The organism is Desulfuromonas carbonis (assembly GCF_054658035.1).
Map to the genome: position 1 here is coordinate 404711 of NZ_BAAHXR010000003.1, position 25337 is coordinate 430047.

General features: G+C 57.4%; 15 protein-coding genes and 2 pseudogenes. 4 read left to right on the forward strand and 13 right to left on the reverse strand.

Annotated elements, in window-relative coordinates; translation table 11 throughout:
* Positions 1-135: 135 nt before the first annotated feature.
* From ACYQ8E_RS08900 to ACYQ8E_RS08920, 5 genes and pseudogenes are all read right to left on the reverse strand, one after another.
* On the reverse strand, positions 136-6279 hold the full coding sequence (locus ACYQ8E_RS08900; protein ID WP_459860676.1) for a CxxxxCH/CxxCH domain c-type cytochrome: 6144 nt from the start codon (positions 6277-6279) through the stop codon (positions 136-138).
* Between the two features lie 239 nt (positions 6280-6518).
* Complete coding sequence (locus tag ACYQ8E_RS08905) at positions 6519-6935, reverse strand: MarR family transcriptional regulator (RefSeq protein ID WP_066728420.1); 417 nt, start codon at positions 6933-6935, stop codon at positions 6519-6521.
* A 495-nt stretch (positions 6936-7430) separates the two neighbouring features.
* Entirely contained in the window at positions 7431-8864 is a 1434-nt protein-coding gene (locus tag ACYQ8E_RS08910) for a sigma-54-dependent transcriptional regulator (protein ID WP_459860678.1), read from the reverse strand.
* Complete coding sequence (locus tag ACYQ8E_RS08915) at positions 8864-11287, reverse strand: PAS domain S-box protein (RefSeq protein ID WP_459860679.1); 2424 nt, start codon at positions 11285-11287, stop codon at positions 8864-8866. Before ACYQ8E_RS08915 ends, ACYQ8E_RS08910 begins: the two co-directional genes overlap by 1 nt.
* Positions 11288-11652: 365 nt before the next feature.
* Positions 11653-12753: pseudogene (locus tag ACYQ8E_RS08920) on the reverse strand (IS4 family transposase); the annotation flags it as partial.
* A gap of 626 nt (positions 12754-13379) precedes the next feature.
* On the opposite strand from ACYQ8E_RS08920, the gene vapB reads away from it, so the two are divergent.
* Together vapB and vapC are read left to right on the forward strand one after the other, a co-directional pair.
* Complete coding sequence (vapB, locus tag ACYQ8E_RS08925; protein WP_082820384.1) at positions 13380-13622, forward strand: type II toxin-antitoxin system VapB family antitoxin; 243 nt, start codon at positions 13380-13382, stop codon at positions 13620-13622.
* A complete protein-coding gene (gene vapC / locus ACYQ8E_RS08930) occupies positions 13616-14038 on the forward strand; it encodes a type II toxin-antitoxin system tRNA(fMet)-specific endonuclease VapC (RefSeq protein ID WP_066728427.1) in 423 nt (140 codons plus the stop codon). Before vapB ends, vapC begins: the two co-directional genes overlap by 7 nt.
* Positions 14039-14575: 537 nt before the next feature.
* On the opposite strand, the gene ACYQ8E_RS08935 is transcribed toward vapC, so the two are convergent.
* The 4 genes from ACYQ8E_RS08935 to ACYQ8E_RS08950 form a co-directional block, all read right to left on the reverse strand.
* Complete coding sequence (locus tag ACYQ8E_RS08935; RefSeq protein ID WP_459861577.1) at positions 14576-15571, reverse strand: IS110 family RNA-guided transposase; 996 nt, start codon at positions 15569-15571, stop codon at positions 14576-14578.
* Between the two features lie 105 nt (positions 15572-15676).
* A complete protein-coding gene (istB, locus tag ACYQ8E_RS08940; RefSeq protein ID WP_066723645.1) occupies positions 15677-16432 on the reverse strand; it encodes an IS21-like element helper ATPase IstB in 756 nt (251 codons plus the stop codon).
* A 14-nt stretch (positions 16433-16446) separates the two neighbouring features.
* Positions 16447-17973, reverse strand: coding sequence for an IS21 family transposase (istA, locus tag ACYQ8E_RS08945; protein WP_066723643.1), 1527 nt, complete (start codon positions 17971-17973; stop codon positions 16447-16449).
* Positions 17974-18333: 360 nt separating this feature from the next.
* Entirely contained in the window at positions 18334-19209 is an 876-nt protein-coding gene (locus ACYQ8E_RS08950) for an REP-associated tyrosine transposase (protein ID WP_459860682.1), read from the reverse strand.
* 136 nt (positions 19210-19345) lie between these two features.
* On the opposite strand from ACYQ8E_RS08950, the gene ACYQ8E_RS08955 reads away from it, so the two are divergent.
* Positions 19346-19618: a type II toxin-antitoxin system Phd/YefM family antitoxin gene (locus ACYQ8E_RS08955; RefSeq protein ID WP_459860684.1), complete on the forward strand. Its 273-nt coding sequence runs from the start codon at positions 19346-19348 to the stop codon at positions 19616-19618.
* Positions 19606-20010, forward strand: a complete 405-nt coding sequence (locus ACYQ8E_RS08960) for a type II toxin-antitoxin system VapC family toxin (protein WP_459860686.1) — start codon at positions 19606-19608, stop codon at positions 20008-20010. Before ACYQ8E_RS08955 ends, ACYQ8E_RS08960 begins: the two co-directional genes overlap by 13 nt.
* A gap of 461 nt (positions 20011-20471) precedes the next feature.
* Here the strand turns inward: ACYQ8E_RS08960 and ACYQ8E_RS08965 are convergent, their stop codons facing one another.
* From ACYQ8E_RS08965 to ACYQ8E_RS08980, 4 genes and pseudogenes are all read right to left on the reverse strand, one after another.
* Complete coding sequence (locus tag ACYQ8E_RS08965) at positions 20472-21845, reverse strand: IS4 family transposase (RefSeq protein WP_066728011.1); 1374 nt, start codon at positions 21843-21845, stop codon at positions 20472-20474.
* 119 nt (positions 21846-21964) lie between these two features.
* Positions 21965-22327 (reverse strand): annotated as a pseudogene (tnpA, locus tag ACYQ8E_RS08970) (IS200/IS605 family transposase); the annotation flags it as partial.
* 377 nt (positions 22328-22704) lie between these two features.
* Entirely contained in the window at positions 22705-24105 is a 1401-nt protein-coding gene (locus tag ACYQ8E_RS08975) for a tetratricopeptide repeat protein (protein ID WP_459860688.1), read from the reverse strand.
* A gap of 25 nt (positions 24106-24130) precedes the next feature.
* Positions 24131-25213, reverse strand: coding sequence for a tetratricopeptide repeat protein (locus ACYQ8E_RS08980; protein ID WP_459860690.1), 1083 nt, complete (start codon positions 25211-25213; stop codon positions 24131-24133).
* Positions 25214-25337 lie beyond the last annotated feature (124 nt).

Consider the following 25337-nt stretch of genomic DNA (forward strand, 5'->3'; position numbering starts at 1 on the left):
GTGATATTAACGATGATTCTAGCAGGGGTGCACGTTGCTGCTGCCGACGATGCCAGGTTTCATATATTTTTTCATGATTGACTCCTAGAAAAATGGTTAGGCGGGGACACCACCGAAGCAGTGCCCCATACATCATTACCAAGGCGTGACCGTGTTCCAACCCGCGCCGCGCGAGGTGGTGCTGTGGTCATCCGCCAGGCGGTGACAGTTCTGCGCCGTCGGCCACTGGGAGACATAGGTGCCGGTCCAGGGTGATGGTGCGCCGGGGGCTCCAGTGTTAAACGTATTGTCCCAGGTGTTCTGCTTGGTGTCGAGACAGTTGGTGATCATCAGCTTCGGCAGGCGGCTGGCGTGCGGGTTGTGGCACTTGCCGCAGTTGAAGGTGTGGTATTGACTCTGGGTAATCGCACCGACTGTTGTCGTGCTGTTGCCGGCCATTGTGTAGTCATCAACCTGCAGCGCCATACCGGCCGGCGGGTTATCCCACTGGAAACCAGAGAAATAACGGTGCTCACCAGACAGGTTCGGAGTAATGGCGATGTTGCCCGCATCACCACGATAACCGTAGGCACGGCGGGCCATCTGCGGTGTCCAGCCCCCCATGGACATGTAGTAGTTGCTGCTGCCGTTATCATCCCACACCTGGTTGCTGCCGCGCTTGCGGATCGAGAAGATGTTGTTAGCGGTGGCGGTGGTGCCACTGCCGCCGATGACGGCGTTCTGGTGGCCGTTGCCGCCGGAGACCCAGAGGTTCTCACCGGTGGTCTCGTCCATGGTGTCAACGTTGGTACCGTGACAGAGGGTACAGAGACCGGCAGTGGTGGCCAAGGTTTCGCCGTTATTCGGATCGTTGCTGTTCTGGTCGATCCAGTAACCACCCTTGGTGGTGCTGTTGTTGGCCCCGGCGTTGGCCCGTGGCACCGTGTTGGTGGCGCCGCCATAAGAAACGCTGAGCCAGGTCCCGGCCGCACCGTTGCGCGGTGCGCCGTCTTCATTATAAGGATTACCTTTCCAGGTGCCACGCAACCACGGCTTGCCGGAGCTGCCATCGCTGGCCAACTGGTTCAGGTCATGGACATCGTGGCAGTAGGAGCAGCGAATATTACCGACGACATCCAGGGTTTCGGTCTTGGCGTAATTGGCGCCGCTGACCGCCGAGGTACCGGCCGAGTTGGCCGTATGAGTCGACTGAATAGCGCCGGTTTTGTAGCTGAAGACAGCGCTGGTCCAGGTGGCGCCAACCCAGTTGGCCTGGTTGAGACTACCGTAGTTATAAGTAATGCCATCGGCGTTGTTGTTGGTGCCAAATTCGCCATCAACACCAGCAGCGGTGTGGCAGCCCCAGCAGATCTCGGCCTCGGTTGTCAAGCCGCGAATCGAGGTATGGACCGTCGAGGTGTTGTCGCCACCGAGCATGATGCCGCCGTGACCGGAACGTAGGTATTCGATGCCGACGTTCGCATTATTCGGAATCTGTACGCCGCTGCCGCTGGTGTAATGGCCGCTGTGGCACTCGGTACAGTCGCTGGCAGCCCCACCGATGGTGATGTTGGTATGTGAGCTTGTACCAACGGTAACCACCGGCGCATTGGGATCGCCGCCACTGTGGCAGGTCGTGCAAGCGCCCGGTCCGATGTCGGCCAGCTGCAGATTGGCGCCATTGGCCGAGGTGAAGCGGTGGCTGGTGTCGTTGGCGTGGCAGGCGGCGCTGTCACAACCGCCGTTGCCGCTGTTGTAGCCGGCATCGTCGCCGGCGGTGGTGTTGAAATCACCGTTGATGGTGACCTTGCCGTCCATGTGGTAACCGGCCAGCGATGCCGCCTGGGTCGCGTCACCTTTCAGAGCCGTAATTTCGGCACCGGTCAACGGTAACAGGACACCGCTGCCATTATCCTTGTAGCCGTGGCAGTAGCGGCAATCGTCGTGGTTATCCTTGACCCCGGTGGCCGAGAACATGTCGTGGTTGACCGGGTTGACGCCGCTGGCGTGCGAGCTGGCAGCTACCGGCGGATAGCCGTGACAGAGGGTACAGCCTCCAGCGGCGTTGGAATCCCACTGGGCATCACCGTGGCAGTCCATGCTCGAGCAGGTACCGGCGCCCGCACCACCAGAAGTGAACAGAGCGCTGGTCCCGGCACCGCCGGTGGAGCCATCGCCACTCTGGGCGGCCTGGCGCAAGGTGACGTTCACCGTGCCATCGACATGGGTGGCATCGGCATACAGGGTACCGAAGTGGCACAGGGCGCAGGGATCGCCGGTTTCGGCGATACTGTTGTCGAGGTGGTTGGCGTGCTTGCCGACCTTGAAGCCGCTGCCGGCCCCGGAGAGATCGAGGCTGGTGCCGCCGGTCGGGGCACCGGCGCGGTCGTCAGCAAAAGAGCCGGCCTCACCGTGACAGGCACCGCAGGCCGCGGTGGCCGTCGGGTTCCACTGCGGCGTCTGGTAGCCGTGGCAGTAGACCGCACAGGTCATGCCGTTACCGGTGGTGACGGTGGTGTTGACATCAGAGGTGTAGCCGCTGTTGGTGGTGCGGCCATCATAAGTACCACCGTTGGTGCCGGGGGTGACGAAGCCAAGGTTGACGTCGCCGCCCTTGGGCATCTCACCGTTGGTCTGCCAGCCGTTGTGGCAGGTGTTGCAGTCGGTGTAGCCGAGGGTGTTGACGTGTACATCGTGCTCACCCGGGGTGGTCGACAGGGTATCGTTGGCCGGGTCGAGGGTACCGGTCAGTTCACCGACGGCCAGCGGCGGATTGCCGTGGCAGGCATTACACCCGGCGCGGAAACCCAGCTTGTGCTCGTGGCACTTGATACAGTCGGCCTGGTTGTAGTGGTTCAATTCCACCTGGGCCGTCAGAGGGCCGGCACCATCGGGGTCGCTGGTCGTGTCATAGCGGTGGTAGGCGGTGACGCTGTGGCAGACCTCGCAGATGTTGCTGGAGGTGGCGTGGCCGCCGGCGTCGTTGCCGAAGTCGGAGGTGGTGTCTTCAACCGTCGTCAGGGTCACAGCACTGCCCGGGAAGCTGCCGCTTGATGCGAGCACGGTGCTGGTCACCTTCTTGACGTTGGTGGCGTTCTTGGTGTGGCACGTGGCGCAGACGATGGCGCCGTATTCCCCGGTCGGGGTCCCCCAGCCGGTGGCCCACTTGCGATCGAGGGTCCAGGTGCCGCCGTTGGCTTCGCAGCTGGTCTGATCTGAGAAGCCTGGCTTGTCACAGGCAAAGCGCAGAGCGTTGTGCAGCATCGGGTCATCGACCCAGGCCACCAGCTCCACCTGCAGGTTGTAGACTGCCGGTGCGCCGACGATACCGTCGGTAGCATCGATGTAGGTGAGGCGAACATCGTAAATTGCACCACTGGTCAAGCCCCCCTGCAGGACGATAACATCCTCGTTCAGGGTGCCATCCGCATCACCTGCACCACCATCGGCGGTCGGCGTGTTGGTGACCGTGGTCCAGCTGGCCGGGATGTCCGGGTCGGTGGACAGTTTGTACTCAACCTGATAGGTCCCCGTGCCGTTCTTGTCGTTGCAGTACACCATGGTGACCCGGAAGGAGGTCAGGCCAGATTGAATAATTGACTGCACAGTCGGCTCCAGGGCATCGACGCGGGTTTCGAAAGTGCGGTTGAGAGTGGTCGAATAGACCGGGCTGGTCGCGCCACAATTGCCATCGGCCATGGCTTCAAAATCTACCGTACCAAAATATTTGTTGGTCGGGGTGTAGGTGGCTCCGCTGGCAACCCAACTGGACCATGCCGTGCCGTTCTCGCGCCAGCGCACCAGACCGTTGGTCGCACCACCGCCGAGATTGGCGGTGACGGTCACACCGGAAATTCCGATATTGCCCGCACCCGGATCGGGGCTGATGGAAACGCTGACCGTGCCGGATTCGACGCAGTTCTGAACCGTGACACTGGCTGTCGAGGCAGCCGAAACGTTACCGGCGGCATCTTTGGCATAGGCACGCAGAGTGTAGGTTGCGTAAGCACCAACGGTAACGCTGGTCGGAGCAGTGGGGCTCCAGCCAGCATCGGTCGCAAGCGGAGCCGTTGCGTTATCGACGGTGATCATGTATCCGGTCACGGCCACATTGTCCGATGCCGTGAAGCTGTTGATCGGAATCTCTAGCGGAGCCGCGGTGTCGGTAACAACAGCATTTACACTAAAGCTGTCGATGGTCGGCGCGGCCATGGTGTTGGTACTGACGTTAAGCTGTGAATCGGTCAAAGTGCCGCAGATGCCGGTGCCGGTGGCGTAGAAACTGACGGTTGTGGTGTTGTCGTCCTGGGCCGGGGTATAGACCCAGCCGTTGGCATTGCCGGCCGCCGGAGTGGTGCCGACGGTAATGCCGGTAGCGGTACCGCTGGCGGTGACGGTGACGTTGCCGGTGATCGGGTCGGCAATCGGGTTCAGGGTCAGGGTCGCGGTTTCGGTGCAGGCGCTCCAGGTGAAGGTCTGCGAGGTGCCCGGCGATACGGACTGGGCGACGCTGTCGCCGTAGTAGGCGACGCCGCACTCGGTGTCGAGGCCGCGGGCATAGAGGTTGTAACTGTTGCCGTTGGTCAACACCCCGGAGGCCGCGATCGGATCAGTGGTCCAGGGGATGACGGTGGTTTCGGAACTGCGCGGCGTTCCGATGAATGCCAGATTGTCGATCATCAGGTCGTTCTGGTAGGTCGATATGGTACCGGCAATATAGCGGATGCGCAGTTTGAAATCGGCATTGGTGTAGGCGCTCAGGTCGACCGGGCCAACCGAGTACCAGGTGGTGCCGCCGTCGCCGGTGCGGATGGCGGCGCCGGTGACATCTGTATCCCATGCCGTGCCGTTCCAGGCGTCAAGGTGAAGGGAAGCGTCGGTATTGGTCGCGACTTCCATGTAGTAGTCGAAGGTGAAGTTCAGGGCATAGGCGCTGGCATCGTAGACCGGGCTCTCGAGGTAATGCGATGTCCCGCCAGTTTCGCCATCGCCGCAGTTGCTGGTACCGGCGGCCGACGCCTCCAGATACATGTAGGGAATCGGATTGCCCGGGGTGGTCCCGGTGCCACCCGAGGGGGTGCCGGTGGCACTGTTGCCGTAACACCAGTTGTTGGTGGCCGCGGAACTTGCGAGCGGCGTCCACGTCGACCAGGTCGGCTGGGCGGTGGCACGGATATCGTTGGCGTTCACGGCGGAGAAGTCATCGGTCACAGCGGTGAACGGCGGGTTCATGGCACCTTCCGTCACCTGGTATTCCATGGTGTTAACATCGGTCAATGTCACGAACGATGCCCCGCTGAAATCACCGGCGGCCGTGTTTGTGCCATTCCAGATAATCGACGACTGGATCGATTCGCTACAAGTATTATCGACGGTGACGGTGATACTGTCGGTGACATAACCGCCGCACTCGTCCTCGATGGCGCGCACGTCGACGGTGACGCCAGTCACCGGGGCGGTGTTGCTGGCCGGGTGGGTATTGGCGGAATTCCACAAAGTCAGATCGGAGGTCCAGGCGCCGCCGTCGATGCTGTATTCGACGTTCGAGGCATTGGTCAAGTTGGTGGTGATCGCAATCGAACCGCTGACCGTGGCACCGTTGGTTGGGTTTGTCAGGGTGACGGCGGAGCCGTTGGTGTCGGAACAAAGCAAGGGATTGACCGTCGCCATTGCCAGGGCACTGCGGGAACTGGCAGCAAAAGTGACGGTGCCGGTGACGGTGGTCGCCGTGGTGGCGCCGTCGCCGCCGGCACCGTTGCTCTGCGTGGTGGCGACATCAAACGCCTCGGTGAAGCCGGCCGATACGGTCGCAGTTTGACCGTTGTTGCCGGCAATATAGACGGCGTAGCCATCGACCGCCGACGGGATATTGGTGAAAGTGAAGCTGGTCGCGCCGGCACTGGCCTGGGCGTTGGAGCCGGCAATCGGTGTTCCTTGATCGACGTTTTCGTAAACCACCACGCCGCACATCAGGTCGCGGGCGTTGGTGGTCTGGCTGATCGTCGCCGTCAGGGTGGTGTTGCTGGCCGCTGCAATCTTCGTCTCATTGATATAGCCGATCCAGGCGGTCTGGCGCTGCGAGCCGTTGCTGGCGATGGTGGTGAAGGTCTGGCCGCCGTAGTTAGCATTAATGGTGTAGGTGCCGGGACCGGCGGTGCCGTACTCGGTGGTACAGCCGAGCACCATCAGGCGGTTGGTGCCGTTCCCTGCGCTCACCGTGCCGTTGCCGGTGGTCGCGGCGACGTTGATCACATTGGCCAGTGGCGTATCAACTACCACTGCGGCCTGGGCATTCGTCACAACCCCAAACACCAGCGCAAACACGGCCACCAAGGCCAGATGAGCAAATTTCAACATCCCTGATCTCCTCTGGATTTCATCTTTCATAGCCGTCCTCGCCTCGGATGCCATTGGCAACGGATTAACGCTTTCGTTCATCGAGCAAACGCTTGGTTTCATATAAAATCACTCCAACCGATGGAATTGACTGCCTGGCGTCAGGGGCTCCCTAAGCCCACCCAAACTTTCGTAACCCTAATTCAGTGCAGCCCGAGCCCGCCGGCCGCGTAATCGCTGCGGTGCACCGGTTTCGGGGCCAGCCCGTCGGAGCGGCTGCCACCGACGGTACGTCCCAACTCCTGCACCAGAGCTTCTCCGCGCCCGGTCAAAAATACCGCAAGGACGTGGCGGTTATCGGCATCGGGCAGGGTGCGCAACAGGTTGCGTCCCCGGGTGCGGGCGACGCCATTCTCCCACTCCACGTAACTGGAGAGAATCTTGACGTTGCGGCTGACCGTCCCCTGCGGCATGTCGAGCCGGGTGACCAGCTCGGGCATGGTGATGCCGGGGTTCTCGGCAACGGTCAGCAACAGGACGATATGCTGGATCGGCATCTCCCGATGTACCCGCCTGCGCAGCAACTCCATCGCCTCCAGCATGTTGGATACTTCCCTCATTCCCGACTCCTGCTTCCCTTCATTCTCTGCCCATTGCTCCGGCATGAGCTAAATAGTCTTCTGGCGTATTGACAAAATATTGACATGCCGGTTTTTAGCAATATTTATTCCAGCAGAAATTCACTCATTCACTGCCGGCGTCGCATGAAAAAATAAATTTCGATGCCAAATTTTTCCTTTTTAAATAATTTAAAAGAATATGGCGCTTTACAAGATGCAAGCAAATAGCAAAGGGTGTAACTTTTTTCAATTTAGTTTCGTGCTGATTCCTGTTTTAACCATAATGGCCAGTTTTTTCTAGCGCTACAGCTGATGTGCGAACAGGCAACAGGAAAACTTTTTTCACATGGTTTTTTGCTGGGGAGGGGGAGCGGAAATCGATGGGAGCGCCCGGCGGGAGGCGGGGCGACGCCGTCTAGGGGCGGTCCCACCTCGGGCATATGCCGGGGGGATGCGGGGATTGGCGGGAAGGGGACGGCCAGACGGAGAAAAAGGTCAATCCGTCTGTTTTTTCAGGCGTTTATTGAGTGCGGGGCGGGAAATGCCGAGCATGCCGGCCATGATCGTCTGGTTGCCGTCAGCGCGGCGTCCGGCCTCTTCGATCAGCTGATCGACGACTTCCTTGAGCGTCGGCAGACGGGTACCGAAGATCACCGCGGGTTCCAGGCCGTCATCCTCTTCGCTCTCCGGAAAATGGCCGGCCGCGGCGTCACCTGCATCCGCCCGGCCCATCAGCCGCTTGAAGGGCTCCATGGAAAGCTTTCGCGACTGGTGGAGACCAACGGCGTCGAAGACCATGGCGCGCAGTTCCCGGACATTGCCGGGGAAATGGTAGGTAGCGAGCAGCTTGGCGAGTTCCGCCGGCGGCGTCGGCTTGCGCTTGCCAAATTCCCGCGCCGCCTCGTCGAGAAAGTGGTCGAGCAGCAGCGGGATATCCTCGGGGCGCTGGCGCAGCGGCGGGATATGCACGTAGTGGGTGCGGATACGGTAGAAGAGGTCGCGGCGGAAGCTGCCGGCGGCCTGCAGCGCCTCCAGGTCCTGGTTGCTGGCGGCGAGAATCCGGGTGTTGACCCGGCGCGGCCGGTCGCTGCCGACCGGGAAGTACTCGCCGTCCTGCAGCAGGCGCAGCAGCTTGAGCTGCGCTTTCGGCTCCAGGGCGCCGATTTCATCGAGAAAGAGGGTGCCGCCATCGGCTTCCTCGACCAGACCCTTGCGCGCCTGCTCGGCGCCGGTAAAGGCGCCGCGCACATGGCCGAAGAGGGTGTCGGAGAAGACGTCATCATCGAGCCCGGCAACATTGACCGCCACCCAGGGGCCGTCCGGGCGGCTGATCTGGTGAATCGCCCGGGCGATCAGCTCCTTGCCGACGCCGCTCTCGCCGGTAATAAGCACAGGCTGAACGCTCCTGGCCACCGCCTCGACATACTGGAAAAGGCCGTGGAGCTTGTCGGAAGCGGTGACAATGGCGCTGAAGGCCTCGGGATAGTCGAGCTGCTCCTTCTGGAAGCTGACCGTCAACTTGCGATTCTCCCGCTCCAGTTCGAACATGCGCAGCGCCCGCTGGACGCCGGCCAGAAGCCGGTCGTCCTCCGCCGTCTTGACGAAGTAGTCGAAGGCGCCGAGCTTGATGCAGCAGACCGCCGTCTCGACCCGGTCGCGGCCGGTGAGGATGATGACCGGCACCTCCGGGTAGCTCTCCCCGATCTCCTTGAGCAGGTCCTTGCCGGAGAGATGTGGCATCGTCAAATCGAGGAGCACCAGGCTCACCGCCTGCCGGGCGAGGATCTCCATCACTTGGCGGCTGTCGTTGCACTTGAGGACGTTGGTGATGCCGCCGTTGCGGGCCAGCATCAGCGCCATGCTGCGCAGCCAGGCCTCCTCGTCGTCCACCATCAGCACCGGCAGCGCCGGGTAGTCGGTTCCACGCATCAGTCTTTCTCCTTGGGTCGCGGCAGAACGGGCAGGGTCAGGGTGACCGTAGTCCCCTGGCCCGGCACCGAATCATATTTAAGTTTTCCGCCATGTTCACGAACGATCCGGTCCGAAACCGACAGGCCGAGGCCGGTCCCCCCCGCGTCCCGCTTGGTGGTGAAGAAGGGGGCGAAGATCTGCGGCAGCTCCTCCTTGCGGATACCGACGCCCTGGTCCCGGACAACGATCTGCACCAGGCCCTTATCCTTTAGCGCACGCCCCGCAACGGTAAGTTCCCGACCCGGCTCCGGCAGCGCTTCGCAGCCGTTGAGCAGCAGGTTGATCACGACCTGCTCCAGCCGCTGAAAACTTCCCAGCACCGGCGGCAGCTCCTTGTCGATTTCAGTCACCAGCAACGCGCCTGCTTTTTTCACGGCGCTGGCGGTGAGCCGCAACGACGCTTCGATTATCTCCCCGATGGAAACCGGCTCGAACTGGTCCGACTGGGCCGGGCGGGCGAAATTTTTCAGGTCTTCGACGATTGAACGCACCTTGCGCGCCCCCTTCTGCATCTCCGCGATCGCTTCCGGCAGCTCCCGGCGCAGGAGGCTGAAGTCGAGGCCGGCCAGCGACAAACGCCCCTCCCGGCGCCAGACCTCTTCCAGCAGGGGTTCGGCGTCGCGAAAGAAGTCGCCAAGCAGGCCGAGATTCATCAGGATCATGCCGTTGGGATTGTTGATTTCATGGGCGACGCCGGCCGCCAGTTCGCCGAGCGCCGCCAGCCGTGACGCCTGGTCCGCCTCGCGGCGCAGGTTCTCCTTTTCAGTGACGTCGTTGGCCATCACCAGCCGCGCCGAACGCCCGGCAAAGGGGATATCCCGCTGCACGATCTCCACCTCCAGGATCCGTCCGTCCTTGCAGCGATGACGCCAGTTGCCAACCTCCTCCTGGCCACTCTTGGCCCGGGAGACCGATTCCCGCAGGCGTTCGATCTCTTCCGGCGGGCGGATATCCATGATCGTCATCGCCAGGAATTCCTCGCGGGAATAGCCGTACTTGTCGATGGCGGTCTGGTTGACGTCCCGATAACGCAGACTCTCCATGTCGACCACCCACATGGGAAGGGGTGCGTTCTGGAACAGCTGGCGATAACGATCCTCGGAGGAGCGCAGCGCCTTCTCGGCGGCAAGTTTTTCCGTCACATCGAGGGCGGAGGCGAGGACCGACCAGCGGCCGTTGAGCCGGAAGGGTACGACACTGACCTCGGCTTCAAGGGGACTGCCGTCCTTGCGGCGATGGGACCAGACCCCCACCGCCCGCGGAATCACCTGCCCCTCCCGCCCGTCGGCGATCAGCCGGGAGACCCCTTCCCGCACCACCTCGGCGTCCGAGTCCGGACGCAGGTCGAGGATGGTCAGGCTCTTGAATTCGTCCCGTGAATAGCCGTACTGGGCGATGGCGGCGTCGTTGATATCGGCAAACTGCAGGGTTTGCGCATCGTAGACCCACATCGGGATCGGGTTGCCGTTGAAGAGCAGCCGGTAGCGGCTGATCCCCTTTTCCGACTGGCGGGCCATGTGGTCGAGAAGCCAGTAGAAAAGGCAGCCAAACATGAGGCTGGTCGCCAGAACCCAGCCGAGAAAATATTCGACGCTGGCCCGGCCGCTGGCATAGATGGTACGGGCTGTCGTTACTTCCAGGCTCCCCCGGTGGCGGCCCAGGATTCCCGGCAGGTCGACATGGCCGGAGATGGTCTCATCTCCAGCCCGAACCAAAGTGATCACTCCGGGTGGGCCTCCCGACTGCGATGCCAGGTGAATTTTCAGGTCAAGCAGGGCCAGCGATTTCAGCTTTTCTATCTTGCCGGGGGTCAGGGTGCGGGCAAAAATCATGGCACCCCGACTGGGTCCCGTTGCCGCCGTGGTGAGAATCGGTGCGACGGCCACCATCAGCGGGTTTCCCCCCCCTCCGAACAGGAGCCCGGCACGGGCCGAATCTGCCTGTCCGTTGCCGAGCAGGGACTGCAGAGCTGGTAGTCTTTCAGCCAAACCGGCAGGGAGCGCTGCCAGCCTGCGGGCCTCGAGGTCATAGCCCCGGGAAAAAAGGAGTTTCCCGTCGGGGGCGATGACGACCACCGCGGACAAGCGGTTCGACTCAAAGGTGTCGCCAGTGAAGTTGTCAGCCATCACCGTCGAACCAGGGGCGGCGGCAAAGGCATAGGTTTCGTCCCAGTAGGCTTCATCGACCAGCATCCGACGCAGGTATTCCTGGTCCTGGCCGAGGATATTGAGGGCCCGAACAGTCTGCTCGCGAATCCGTTCTTCTTCCAGTTGGCGGAAGTTGGCGAGGATGAAGCGGTCGGCGAGAATCCAGGCGATCAGGTTAAGGGCGACCACCACCCCGACAACCCACAGAAGACGGAACCGCCGATCGCTGACCAAGCTGAATTTTCCTGACCGTTTTTTTTTCAAACCATCTTTCATCAAACAAGTTCCCTTGCTTGCCAGGCGCAGATCTTGGAGAACTATTTCCATCCCTTTCTAACAGTCGCGAAGGGTGGGGGTCAACTGTTTCGATGTATGGAAGGATCAGGAGCCTGCTCGACTGGAGCCTAATACGGGCGGTCCCCACGGAAAGTGCTCGATCCAGGGAACCCGGGGAAGATAGGAAGTCAGGAGTGAGCTGTTACAACAAGTGATTTTTCAGCACTGGTGTTTCACACTTTATCAGTAGTGTCCGGTTAAGAAGTTGCATAGGCTCCGAAGTCCAAGTCAATGATATCGGGAGGCCCTAAGCCTGCGGCCGCATCCTCGGCGGCCTCGTTGCGAATATTGTTGCGAAGCTCACGCACCCTGTTGATGCTGACACGTTCGCCATGCTCTTCGTGGCAGTAGATGGCCAGCAGCAAATAAGTAATCAACCCTGCGAGGATCTGCACCAGCAGGCCGTAGGGACTGCGGGCAATCAGGTGATACACCTTGAGGTGGCGCTTCCACCAGGCGAAGAAGGACTCGATCGTCCAGCGTAGCTTGTAGATCAAGGCAATCTGCTCGGCGGTCAGATCGAAGCGGTCGGTGGCGACCCAATAGGATTTTTGGTCAACCTTGTAGCCGACCACACGCACTTCTCGTTCGGTCTGGTTGACATCTTTGGTGCCGAGCAACACCCTGGCGTCATAGAAAACATGACTGCCGGGGACAACAGGATTGGCGCTCAACTCCGTCTTACGAGAACTGGCTTTGATGCGGCAGACAAAGTGGCGCCCCTGATCCTGCCAGTCGTCAAAGTTTTTGTAACACTGGTAATAGCGGTCATAGACACCTGTCTGACCGGGAGCCACGAGCCGTTCCGCCTGAGGACGCTCGTCGCCCTTGCCGTCGGTTAATGTGACTTTCTGGGGGACACCACGACCGATATCGAACCCCAGGTGAACCTTGGCCTTTTTGGCTCCGTCTCGATAGTCCGCCCAGAGCATGGACAGCGTAGCGTCAATCAGCGAACCATCGACGGCGATCAGATCGCCGAGATCGGAGATGTCTTTGGCGACAGGAATCTTTTGTGAGACCTGTTTCTGCAGGTCTTCGTAAACATGAATCATCTGCTCCAGCCCTCGGGTATTGATCGCCTCAAAGAAGGCGCTTTTCCGGATACCGCCGGGCGGTGCAATATGAGTCGCGGCAAAATCTTCCTGCGTCAGAACCTGAAGCAGATGACGCCCCGAAGAATGCTCTTCGAGGTGATAGTAGGTCAGGATTTTCAACTGATCTTCAAACGTCATCTGCAGTGGCCTGTTGCCTCGGGCCTCAAGAACCGGGGCATGTTCGAGAGCGCCCTTGAACGGGGTAAAAAGTCGGACAATGGAGCGCCTGCTAAGCCGGGTACGGTGGCAGCGAACAAGTAATGACATTTTCGTAAATCCTCATATAAAATAGGTATTTACGAAAATCACCGCGCCGACTTCACGACGATTTGTCAAGCAAAAAATACGCTAACTTGTGAAAATATTTACAATTATCTGCAACTTTGGGTGAATGCAATTTGCTAACCGGACACTACTGACACTTTATAGGCAAATGAACTACCCCGCAGCAAGCTACGGGGTATCAACAGCCTACACCCTTAGTAAAAATCGCGCAGCAAGCTGCGGGGAATTGAACCCAACTTTTGATTAAAGTAGGCGCCGGGGTCAAGTCTTGCACTCACACATTTTTCCCTCAGCCCTCTTCACTGCCCGGCTTACCGTTGCGTAATGGGCCCCAAGAACCTCGGCGATCTCCTTCATCGCATACCCATAATCGACATAGGCACGATAGACAGCGGCATCCTGGGCCTGCCGGTTTGAAATATTTTCCGGGTTGAGAGCCATTCCGGTAAGGGACAAGCCCGGCCGTCGCGAGATAACTGCTCCACGGCCAGTCGGAGGGCGTTGACCTGAGACCGGCGGCCAAGCATATCCCCTTGACATATCCCACTTACCTTCTTTAAAATGAAACAGCAAAAACGAACGTTTCAAAGAGGCCGGAGGGATCTATTATGCCAAGCGTGCGAACTCGCGTCTTCAAAAGCAACAAAAGTCAGGCCGTAAGGTTGCCCAAAGCGATCGCTTTTCCTGATTCAATTCAAGACGTTGAAATTACTGCCATTGGAAATACACGAATTATTTCACCGGTTGGTCAATCCTGGGATGATTGGTTTGATTCCCCGGGAGTATCGGCAGATTTCATGGCAGAGCGCCAACAGCCCGACGATCAATTGCGAGAAAAGTGGCCATGCTGAAGTATATGCTTGACACAAATATCATTATCTACACGCTCAAAAATCGTCCCGCACAGGTCAGAACTATGTTCAAGCAGCATGAAGGCCAAATGTGTATTTCGACTGTAACCTTGGGGGAATTGGTTTTCGGCGCGGAAAATTCTCAGCAGATAGAACGAAACCTGGCAGACATAGAGTCAATGATATCCCGCCTCGAAGTCCTTCCGTTTGACAACAAAGCCGCACAGCATTTTGGGCAGATACGAGCCGACCTCTACCGCAAAGGGCAACCCATCGGACCCTACGATATGATGATTGCCGGTCACGCGAGAGCTTGCGGGTTACAACTGGTGTCCAATAATGTAAAAGAATTTTCCAGGATACCAGGCCTTATCCTTGAAAACTGGGCAACAGCAACCCCGGATTCGGCAACATAAATCGGGGGACTTTGAGTGATCATGCCGGGGTCAGGTCTTGCACTCACACATTTTTCTCTCAGCCCTTTTCATTGCCCGGCTTACCGTTGCGTAATGGACCCCAACATACCGGGGTCACCCATTAAAAGGCGCCGGTCAATAGGGTAAAAAACTCCCGCGCAAGATTTTTGATTTTCTCGCCTTTACTCGTGGCCTTCGGCCACGAAGGTTGTCTGCTTCTCGACGTATGCCGGTATTTCGTTCCGTTTCCGTGTCAGCTCTTGGCTGCAACAGTCACCCATCAGGTTTAAGGCTCGATCGGCAGATGTTCCGTTCGCCGATGGCCCCTGCCGCTTTTCGCGGTCCAGAAAATTTTCGGTTCCATGCCGTGTCCAATGGATGTTGACAGGTCTTTTGGTTGTGAACCAGCCCCGTTGTGGCTCGCGGCATGGGCAGTCAAGATGCGGATAACCTTATCTGTCTGGGTGGGGCGGTTGACCAATCAGGCCTTTTGGTTGGGCCAACCCCATAGCTGGTTCCCCGCCCCAGCCAGTTCTATCAGGGAAACAGTTTTTCCGGCATAAACGGCACTTGGTCGCGCATAACGAAGAACGCCGCCCGGGTCAGCTTGTGGGCCAGGGCGCCGTGGGCCACCATGACCGGACACTTTGCGAGCTTGCGTTGATAGAACGCCCGCGCTTTCGGATCAAAACGACGGGCGAGTTCGGCCGCTTCGGAAAAGGCCCAGGCCAGGTATTTATTGCCGTTCTTTTCGTTGCCCCGTCCTTTGGCCTTGCCGTTGCTGGTCCAGCGACTGGAGACCTTGCGGCAATACGAGGCGTAATTTCCGACCTTGGCAAAGCGTTCGATGCACCCGGTTTCCAGCCGGATGGTCAAGCCCAGAATCTTGCCGACGCCGGGAAGGGACAGAAGATAGCGATAGGGGCCGTCGAGATCGATTTTACCTTCGACAACCGCCTCGATCTGCCGAATCTGCCGGGTAAGAAAGTCGATACTCTCCTTGCTGACCGCTCCGGCCAGGGCCAAATCCTCGTTTTCGGCGAGCAGGGGACCGATACGGTCACCTCGGAATCGTTTGATCTCGTTCGCCTTGAGTCGAACGCCGCAATTGCGGGTGACGATGTTCTGCAAGCTGATGATCAGCGAAGTCCGAAGGCGTATCAGATGTCCGCGTTTTCGCAACAGGTCGCGTACCGGACGCATTTCCTTCGGATAGATGTAGCCTTCCGGCAGAATGTTCAAGCGCAGCATCTCGGCCAACCAAAAAGAATCGTGGACATCGTCGACATGCTTCAACCCCTTGTAGGTTTGAATGGCCGCAGGATTGGCCAAATGAACTCGATATCCTTCGTCCATCAACAGATCCACCAGCCAGTACCAGTTGTAGGTCGATTCAACAACGGCGCCCATCAAGTCGGGCCGAAACGGCTGGAGGGTTTGTAAAATCTGCTTCGGGTCGTTGTCCAGCTTCTTTTTGAAAATCCTCTTTCCGTTCTGGTCAATGATTCCAAGATAGTTGTTATTTGAGTGCAGGTGCGGATTCCGATGAAAGTTGCCAGCCGTTCCAGCGCAAAGTTGCCACTCGTTCCAAGGCAAAGTTGCCAGTGATCGGAGCGTAGCGACGCTGGAGTTTTTGTCTTACGCCAAGTTGCCGATCGGGTCAAGCTGGGATCGCCGTTTGCGCATCGATTCTCCTTTCAAGGTGAGCCGGTAGGCGTTGTGGATGAGGCGGTCGAGGATGGCGTCGGCGACCGTCGGATCCCCGAGGTAGTCGTGCCAGGCTTCGACCGGAAGCTGGCTGGTGATCAGGGTCGAACGCAGATTGTGGCGGTCCTCGAGGATTTCGAGCAGATCGCGGCAACCGGCGGCGGTCATGGGGGCGAGCCCCCAATCGTCGAGGACGAGCAGTTGAGTCTTGGCGACTCTATCCATCATCTTGGGGTAGCGGCCGTCGGCCCGCGCGAGGGCCAGTTCCTCCAGGAAGCGGGGCAGGCGCAGGTAGAGGGTCTTGCAGCCGAGGCGGCAGGCCTTGTGAGCCAAGGCGCAGGCGAGGTAGCTCTTGCCGACGCCGGTGGGGCCGGTGATGAGAATGTTGTGGCCCTTGGCGAGGTAGCGACCGCCGGCCAGCGCCAGCACGAGGTCGCGGTCGAGTCCCCGGGGTGCCCTCCAGTCGAGGTCCTCGATGCAGGCGCTCTGACGCAGCCGGGCCGTGCGCAGGCGAGTGGTGAGCCGGCGGCTGTCGCGCTCGGTCTGCTCGCGGTCGACCAGCAGGCCGAGGCGCTCCTCGAAGCTCAAGGCATCGGCGGTCTCGCTAAGGCGCTGTTCCTGAAGGGCCTTGAGCATGCCGGTCAGCTTGAGGGCGCGCAGTTTGTCGTCGGTGGGGTGGCTGAGCATGGTGGTCTCCTTGGTCAGTGGTAGTAGCCGGCGCCGCGGATGTTGTCGTGACTCGGCAGCAATGAGAGTTGGGATTCGGTGGACTCGGGGAGCGACTGGCGGTCCAGTCCGGTTTTGAGGATCGAGGCGACGCTCTTGAGGCGACAGGCGTTTGTTGCCAGGGCCCGCTGGCAGGCCGCTTCCAGGCGCTCGGGCGTGTAGGTCTTGGCCAGCCGGATCAGCCCCAGGACGCTGCGGTAGCCCTGCTGGGGATGGGCCCGTGAGGCCAGGATCTTCTCTGCCAAGGCGGCGGTGTGCGGTCCGGTTTTGGCCGCCCAGGAAACCAGGCGCTGCGGCGTCCATTCGGCATACTCCCTGTGGCTTTTGGGCATGTGCTCGCCGAGAGTGGTGTGGCGACCGCGCTCAGAGGAGCGGACATGGGAGGCCACCCGTTGCCCTTTGTGCAGAAATTCGACGGTGGTCGCCGTCAGGCGCACGTCGAGCTGCTGCTTCACCAGCACATACGGGACCGAGTAGTAGTGGTGGTCGACTTCGGCATGGTAATCGATGTTGACCCGCGCATGGCGCCATTCGGCGAACGTATAGGGGGTCGCCGGCAGAGGATTCAGAGCCGGACGTTCCAGGGTGTCGAAGAGCTGCTGGCGGCAGCCGGGAAGCTTCTTGAAGGGGCGCCGGTTGAGGTGCTCCACCAGCTCCCGAATGGCGGCGTTGGCCTCGGCCAGACTGAAGAAGGTACGGTTGCGCAGCCGCGCCAGGATGAAGCGCTCGGCGACCAGAACCGCCGCCTCGACCTTGGCCTTGTCTTTGGGTTTGCGCACCCGCGCCGGAATCACCGCGCAGCCATAGTGAGCGGCCAGCTCCGCATAGGTGGGGTTGATGTCCGGTTCGTAGCGGCAGGGTTTGGAGACGGCGCTTTTCAGGTTGTCCGGAACAACGATCTCGGGCACTCCGCCGTAGAAGGAGAAGGCCCGGACATGCGAGCCGATCCAGTCCGGCAGCCCTTGGGTCCAGGTGGCTTCGGCAAACGTCTGGGAACTCGCCCCCAGGGCCGCGACGAACAGTTGCGCTTCGCGGATCTCGCCGGTGCGGCGGTCGACGATCGGCAGGGTCTGGCCGGTGTAGTCGACAAACAGCTTCTCGCCGGCTTTGTGCACCTGACGCATCGACAGACGCAGTTTGCCGGACCACTCACGGTACAGATCGCAGAAACGGCTGTAGCGATACCCCTCGGGATGGCTGTTCTGGTATTCCTCCCAGAGCAGCCCCAGGGTGACGCCCTTGCGCTTGAGTTCCTGATGGATGGTCGCCCAGTCGGGCATGGGGCGCTGGTCGGCGGGAATGACTGGCGCTGGCGGAAAGAGCAACTGTTCAAGTCGGGTTTCGTCCAGATTCTCTGGCAGCGGCCAAGACAACCCGGCGTGAGCGGCGCGTCTCAGAAATTCGCCCACCGTGGTGTGTGACGTGCCGACGGAGCGGGCGATGGCCCGCTGTGTCAGGCCGGCTTCGTAATGCAGACGCAGAACGTCCTTGATCTTGCGCATGGATAACCTCGTGTGTGCCAATGGGACCACCTCCTGGAAAAAGTCCAGAAGGTTGTACCCCGCGGTTACCCAGCGTCGCGAGAACTTTGATCAGTCTGACAGATTCACCGACCTCTTCCGCTCAAACTGGAAAGTTTGGATCGGAACGGGTGGAAACCTTGCGTCGGAATGACTGGCAAGTTTGGATCGGAATCAGTGGCAAGTTTGCATCGGAATCGGTGGAAAGTTTGGCTCGGAATACGCAGCAGGTCGAAACCAGAGTAGAGTTTCATAAGGCACCTCCTAAAATAGGGAGTTGTTTGTTGTTCCTAGCGTACCAGGATCGGCCTGGTAGCGTAGGAGGTGCCTTTTAGAGGATTATCAGGTCTTGCAATCAACTATTTCACTTTCAGCCCTTTTCACTGCCCGGCTTACCGTTGCGTAATGGACCCCAAGAACCTCGGCGATCTCCTTCATCGCATACCCATAATCGACATAGGCACGATAGACAGCAGCATCCTGGGCCTGCCGGTTTGAATTAGTTTCCGGGTTGAGCACCTCACTCAGCGCTGGACGCATGGCGAGACGTTGCGGTTTCGGGATTTCTGGTTGCGACTCCTTGTCGCGCAACAGTGGTTCAAGGGTTTGGGCAAACTCTTCGTCACCGAGAATCGTGCGGCAGGACAGAGAATCCCAGGGATTGAATGTAATCTGATTTTGCTCAACAAATTCCCGATAACGAACGCGCGCCTGATCATCGTTCTCAGAAAATTGAGCTCGCAACCAGATGACGCTCAGCCATTCCGGTACAGGGACAAGCCCGGCCGTCGCGAGATAACTGCTCCACGGCCAGTCGGAGGGCGTTGACGTGAGACCGGCGGCCACCGGATTCTGCACAATGTAGCGGCATAAGTTGAGAAGGTAAGTGTCCTTGTCGACCAGGATTGATTTGTAGCGCCCCTGGAAAAGATGCCCGACCGAACCGTGGCGCCGGTTGAAGGTCTGGGTATAGACACCATTAAGCTGACGCATCCCCCTCGACAGGTTGGCCTCGGGCGTTTCAATCAGCAGATGGTAATGGTTGCCCATCAGGCAGTACGCATGACAGCGCCAGTGATAACGACCAATGGCGGCCTCAAGAACCCGGAGAAAAGCTTCCCGGTCGTCATCATCGATAAAAATCGCCTGCCGGGCATTACCGCGCGAGGTGACATGATAAACCGCCCCGGGATATTCGATACGTAGTTGTCGTGACATGAAGTTACCCTAACACGAAAAGGGGTGTTTGCAAGACTTGACCCCGGGATCTTTTTCTCGTCTTCTTGCCTTGTCAAAACTGCCCAGAGTATGTAAAGTATGATTACATCATACTTAAAGGCAAAGGGAATCAATTATGCGCACGATTACCGCAACAGACCTGGCTCGGAACCTGCGTCAGGTGCTTGACCGGTTGGTCAGTGAACCGGAAGAAATCATTATTGAGCGAAACCAACGCCAAATCGGACGACTGGTACCTGGGCCCGGTGAAATGACTGCCCTGGAAGCCATGGCAGATATATACGCCACCCTGCCCCCTGATGCCGGTAAAGGCTGGCTGGCCGACAGCCGCCGGGTCGACAATGAGGGATCTCTGGCCGCGGAGGTTCGCGACCCATGGGGTTCCTGATCGATACCTGCATCTGGATTGATGTTGAGCAGGGCACCCTGACCCCCGCGGACATCGCCAACCTCACCGGCAACGCGCCGGTCTACCTCTCCCCTGTCACCATCGCAGAATTGACATTCGGCGCTGAAATCGCCTCCGATCCCGGCGTCCGCCAAAAGCGTCTCGCTGCGTTGCGTCGCCTGCAACGCAAACCCCTGCTGACTATAGACGCCGGCACCGCAATAACCTTCGGCAGCCTGGCTGCGACGATCCAACTCCAGGGCAAAAAACCGCGCGGTCGAATCCAGGATCTCTGGTTGGCCAGCCAAGCCATTCAACAAGGCCACACCCTGTTAACTCGCAACAAACGCGATTTTGAGGACATCCCAGGACTTGATCTGGCCAGTATCTGAACCGAAAGGCCAAAGAAGGACGAAAGAAGGACGAAAGAAGGACGGGGTCAAGTCTTGCATTCGAACATTCCACGTTCAACCCTCTTCACCGCCCGGCTTACCGTTGCGTAATGGACTCCAAGAACGTCGGCGATTCCTTCATCGCATATCCATAATCCACATAGGCACGATAGACTGCGGCATCCTGCTCCTGCCGGCCTGAAAACCCTTACGGTCGTCATCTTCGATAAAAATCGCCTACCGGGCATTACCGCGCGAGGTGACATGATAAAACGGCACCAGGATAATGAACTACCCCGCAGCAAGCTACGGGGTATCAAAAAGCGTTAACTGCTCGCGGTGCAATTGCTGATACTCTTTTTCTCGGCCTTGATTTCTAACATAGGTCGCAATGGTTTTCTCATTACCTCAACTTTCGCACCGATCAAAACACTGCAACAGAGCGAAAACACGTGGATCTTTCAGAAAATACAGGCCGGAAGTAGCATCGGCCGTCGAATTATCGCCGGAATCTGCGCCATGAACTCCTCCAAGGCGGCGGCAACCGGTGCTGCGATTTCGTCGGCGAACTTCTTGAGCATCTGGCGGAATGAATTCAGCAGCAAAGTCACGGCCTCGGCGAAACTGGCTTGCCGCAGCTCGTCGCAGCCGGCATGAAACAGAGTCCCCAACGTTCTCGGATCCTTTGCCGAGCGCCTGGCGAGTTCCAGCATGATGTAGCGGGCGAAGACAATCGTTGTATGGGCTACCAGCGCATCGTAACTGCGGCTCTGAAATTCTTTGGCCAATTTCAGATAGCTCTTTGAGATCTTGAAAAAAACTTCGATGTCCCAGCGGCGCTTGTAGAGCTTGACGATCTCTTCATCGGCAAGATCGACATCGGTCGATAGCAGCGCCAGCCACTTCTTGGTGTTGCGGGCGCGGACAAAGACGATCTTAGCCATAATAGCCCGGTTGCGGGAATCCGTCCCCAGCTCTACCTGGACCGAGGCCAGAATCTTTGCTCGGCCACACCGCTTGCGGACACTCTTGTACAATTCTTTGAGGGTGAGATCGAAACCTTTATAGCCGTATCTGGTCTTCGCCTCCTTGAGCATGCAGATGACCTGCTGCTTCTGTTCGAGCAGGCCGATGATCGTCGCAGGAAAGGCGAACCAGCTGTCGAACAGCAGATAATCGGCCCGGATGCCGCTCTCTCGGGCCTGCTGCACCAGATCCTTGAGCACCTCCGGAGCCTTGCGCAGACTTTCGGCCCGACGCTTGAATCCGTTAGTCCGCTTATCGACTGCGGCCATGGGAGCCAGGCGGTTTTTCTGCTTGGCGGAACTGAGCAGACTGAACGAGACCGGCAGATAGCTGGAACCGTCCGACCAGCCCAGGGTCAGCAGGCGGAAGCCGCGATAGTAGCGCTTGTCGTTATGGTCATGGACACGCGCCAGAAGTTCGACTTTCTTGCTCCGATTGCGGTCGTAGAGTGAGTCGTCGACGATGAAAACCTTGGGTGTCTCTTCGGCCGTCAGCGGCAGGATCGTTTTGCTGAGCACCGTCGCGCAGAGCAGGTGGAGAAACTTCCGCCAGTTGGCGTTTGAAGAATTCAGAAAGCGGTACACGGAATCCTTGCCGATCTCCGCTCCTGAGGATTCGGCCAGCAGATAGCGGAAGAGGTTCTTGCCGGTGAAGACCAGGCTGAAGATCATCCGCATGACCACAACCGGGGCGATCCCGCACTGTTTGACGATGTTGCTTTGCTTCAGTAAGAGTGCGATGCGCTGATTATCAAAGAACGACGAAATTTGGTTCTGACATGAAACAGTTTCTGCTACAATCGGGCTCAAAGCATCATCTCCTTGTATGTGTCTAGGTTGTTTGGCGACTACCTATTTTACAGCAAGAGATGATGCTTTTGTTTAATTATTTCATATTGTTACGTATTTTTTTGTCCTGCGAAAGTTGAGTCATTACCCTTTTGGCCTACAGTGTTCACAAAATAGCCCTTTGTCCAAAATTCGCCACCCCATAGTTGCTTTTTAACCGATGGGACTCGTTTGAATATTTCTCTGGCCGTAATGCTTTTGATGACTCGTGCAATCTGCGTTGGGCTGTACATTGGAACCGACTGCACCAAAAAGTGAACATGGTCTTTGTCGGTCCCAATTTCTACGAACTGAATCTCGTATCTTTTGGCGATCTCAAGGCAGACCTCTTTGAGACAGCCATCAACCTCTGGGGTGAAAACAACCCGGCGGTATTTTGCTGGGCAAACAAGATGGTATAACAGCACAGAAACATTATGACTTTTGTGTACATATTCGCTCATGTCGCCAATATTTCATATTGGCGATAGCGAAGCAAGCTTCGGGGAATTGGACCCCCCTGAGATTCAATAAGCAGTTGTCGTGACATGAACCTACTGTAACACGGGAATATGTGATTGCAAGACTTGACCCCAAAACTGCCACATAGAGCAGATACACAGTTCAATTTACAGACTCTTGCAAGACTTGACCCCCAAGATGTACACTGCCGTGCCTCATGAAAAAAGCGAAAAATATTTTACGTTATCCCAAGCTCAGCCCCGGTTGGAACTGGATACGATTGATGGCCATGGATGCTAACCTCCTTGTTATTCATGAGTTCCATGGCCAAACCCTATGCTCCCTGTGCGACAGAATTTGTCATAGCTGAGAATCAGACCTAATCAGGTTTTTTTAACTGAAGCTGATCTGTCTTTTTGTCAGCAAAATCAGTTGCACCATTTGACTTCAAATCCTCACTAAAGATCCGCAACTCCTCTGGCATATCGGCATAATAAACAAACGACCAAGGGAGCTTCCTTAACTCCTGGACCAAATGCAGTGCCATGTCAGATTCGCCGTACTCGGCTAATATTTTTGCCAGATACAATCGGATCTGGAAATTATTCGGCAAGGCCTCACTGGCCAACTTCAACATTTTTATTGCCTCGTCAGGGAGGTTCTTTGCAACCGCCAGATCTGACAGCGCCAGATATTCAAGAGCATAAACCCTGTCAATCGCCACCGCCTCATTGAGAGCCTTAAGTGCGGCGGATCCCTGCTTGTTCTCAGCCAACTCCCGATAAAGCCTGAATTTTGCCCACGCTGACTCTGGTGCTTCTTTCTGCAACTCCAAAGCTAATTTCAATACCTCTTCTTTTTTAAAGAAATTTCTTAAATAAAGCGTTTTACTGAGCAACTCCCAGCTTTTGGGTAGCGGTTTATCAAGCAATTCCGGTTGCTCAACAATCTTCTGCAACACCTCTCCCACGAAACGCACATCGAGAGAGATCCTCCCCTCCAGGTTTCCGTAGGTAAATGTCGCCGCGAGAACAGGGATCTTACGATCACGCAGTGCTTTACAGACATCAAATACCAGAGGGAAAATTGGAGTTGCTATTTCATTTTTATAGATATTTTGAAAATAACTTTGGTCGAAATGAATCACAACTGGTCCCGCAATCTGCGGCAAATTTTCAACGGCACCAGCCACAAAAGGTTTTTCACGTAGAATGCCGGAAAAATGATTATCTATGATGAAAATAGAATTCAGTTCTGCCTCTGAAACTGCATCAGCGAGATTCAGCTGCCCTAATATTTTCGGAGAAAGCTGCAAACCAGCCTCACGAATCGGCAACGCCCAGGACAACTGACCAAACCAGTCATTTCTCAAAGCTGCATCGACGGTCATTACCGGAAGTAGCAGCGGATCAGGCCGAGTCAAGGTACTCCGGTCGGCTATTTCTTCGCGAGATTTAACGTTAATAAATTCGGAGACCTCTGCCTGCAACTCCTCGGGTACCGGCATCAACATCGGATTGCTTGAAAAAAGCAGAAGCGTCGGTTTCTGCTGAGAATATTGCCGCCAGATGGCCAGTACTTCATTAGATGTTTCGACCTGCTGCAGGAGAAGCGCATCGTTGAGAAAAACTCTCGCCCGCGGAGTAACTACCTGCTCCTCCTTAGCACCTGAAGTCTTTTTAACCGGTTCTTCTTCCGTGCGAGTGCAGTTACTGATCAAAACGAGCGTCAACAGCCAGAGGAGTACTTTTAGAATATTCCTATAGGGCCTTATTTGCATAATACCTCCGCGCAAACTATTAAATTCATTGAGTACTAATACCACCTAGGTTGGAAAGGCTTTCTGGCTCCAAAGGGCTTTCCTCCAATGCTTTTTGCAAAAGGGCAAACTCTTCAGGGGCCATACCCGCTTCGAGTTTCTTGAGCTGTTCAACGGCTTCCTGCAAATCACCACGCGCAGCAAGAGTCCACCAGAAGTAGGTTTTAGTTAAATCCCGTTCAACACATTCGGCGTTGGCAAACAAGGAGCCGAGGTAAAATTGTGCCTCGGGGAATCCTGACTCGGCAGACATCTTTAAAAGATCGAGCCCTGCATTACAGTCCAACGGCGTGCCTCTGCCATGAATCAGCATCTCTGCCTGCCTGAGCCGGGCCAAAGGAAGCCCGGTTTGTGCCGCGCGAGAGTACCAACGATAGGCCTCCGTCGGAACTGACGGCATGACCTTTGCCTCAGAATACAACTGCCCCAGCAATAAATCCGCATCGATAAAGCCATTTTCTGAGGCCCTTGCCAGGAGGTCAAGGGCATCAGACACGTTATTCTCAATGGAAGGATGCTCAAGCAGCTTTTGCGCCAGATAATATTGAGACCAGGGCATTTCGTTTTCAGCCGCACGAGCAAACCAGAAATCCGCCTTGGTTTCGTCCATTTCGACTCCGCGCCCTATATTATAAAGACCGGCGACAATTTGCTGCGCCAGCGGGTCTCCTAATTTTGCCGCTTCAAGATACCAATAAAAGGCCTGTTCCTGTGATTGCTCATATCCATCACTGTCGGCGGCATAGTAAGCTCCCAAAAATTTTTGCGCCTCGACATACCCCCCCTCGGCGGAGCGCTGCAACCAATTCATTGAATCCGTATTCAGGGGACCGCTATCCCCGGATGCCAACAGCATCCCCAAACGATACTGCGCTTCGGGATCCCCCTCTTTGCTCGCTTGCAGAAAAAGCTCTTCTGCCCGGGTAAAATCCTTGCGATCCATGGCATCCAGGCCTTCTTCAAGAGGGCCAGCGGATACAGTTCGCGGGAGACCGCAGAGGCTAAGAAAAGTGAGCAATAATAAAAAAACAGCATTCCTGGCAAAATCTAATTTACGGATTTGAACCATTAAGAATCTCCATTTTTCAAGCGTTCCGCGCTATGTTCGAACCTTGGCCGGCAACCGCCGCCTGTTTTTTTAACAGAAAGAGATAGAAGAAAGGGCCGGAATTCTCCGGCCCTTTCGCGTCTAT

Coding starts and splice junctions, on each gene's coding strand:
- ACYQ8E_RS08905 (WP_066728420.1), bottom strand. CDS start 6,935: ATGAGGGAAGTATCCAACATGCTGGAGGCGATGGAGTTGCTGCGCAGG.
- vapC (WP_066728427.1), top strand. CDS start 13,616: ATGCTGAAGTATATGCTTGACACAAATATCATTATCTACACGCTCAAA.
- istA (WP_066723643.1), bottom strand. CDS start 17,973: ATGCGCAAGATCAAGGACGTTCTGCGTCTGCATTACGAAGCCGGCCTG.
- vapB (WP_082820384.1), top strand. CDS start 13,380: ATGCCAAGCGTGCGAACTCGCGTCTTCAAAAGCAACAAAAGTCAGGCC.
- ACYQ8E_RS08950 (WP_459860682.1), bottom strand. CDS start 19,209: ATGTCACGACAACTACGTATCGAATATCCCGGGGCGGTTTATCATGTC.
- ACYQ8E_RS08975 (WP_459860688.1), bottom strand. CDS start 24,105: ATGCAAATAAGGCCCTATAGGAATATTCTAAAAGTACTCCTCTGGCTG.
- ACYQ8E_RS08910 (WP_459860678.1), bottom strand. CDS start 8,864: ATGCGTGGAACCGACTACCCGGCGCTGCCGGTGCTGATGGTGGACGAC.
- istB (WP_066723645.1), bottom strand. CDS start 16,432: ATGCTCAGCCACCCCACCGACGACAAACTGCGCGCCCTCAAGCTGACC.
- ACYQ8E_RS08960 (WP_459860686.1), top strand. CDS start 19,606: ATGGGGTTCCTGATCGATACCTGCATCTGGATTGATGTTGAGCAGGGC.
- ACYQ8E_RS08955 (WP_459860684.1), top strand. CDS start 19,346: ATGCGCACGATTACCGCAACAGACCTGGCTCGGAACCTGCGTCAGGTG.
- ACYQ8E_RS08980 (WP_459860690.1), bottom strand. CDS start 25,213: ATGGTTCAAATCCGTAAATTAGATTTTGCCAGGAATGCTGTTTTTTTA.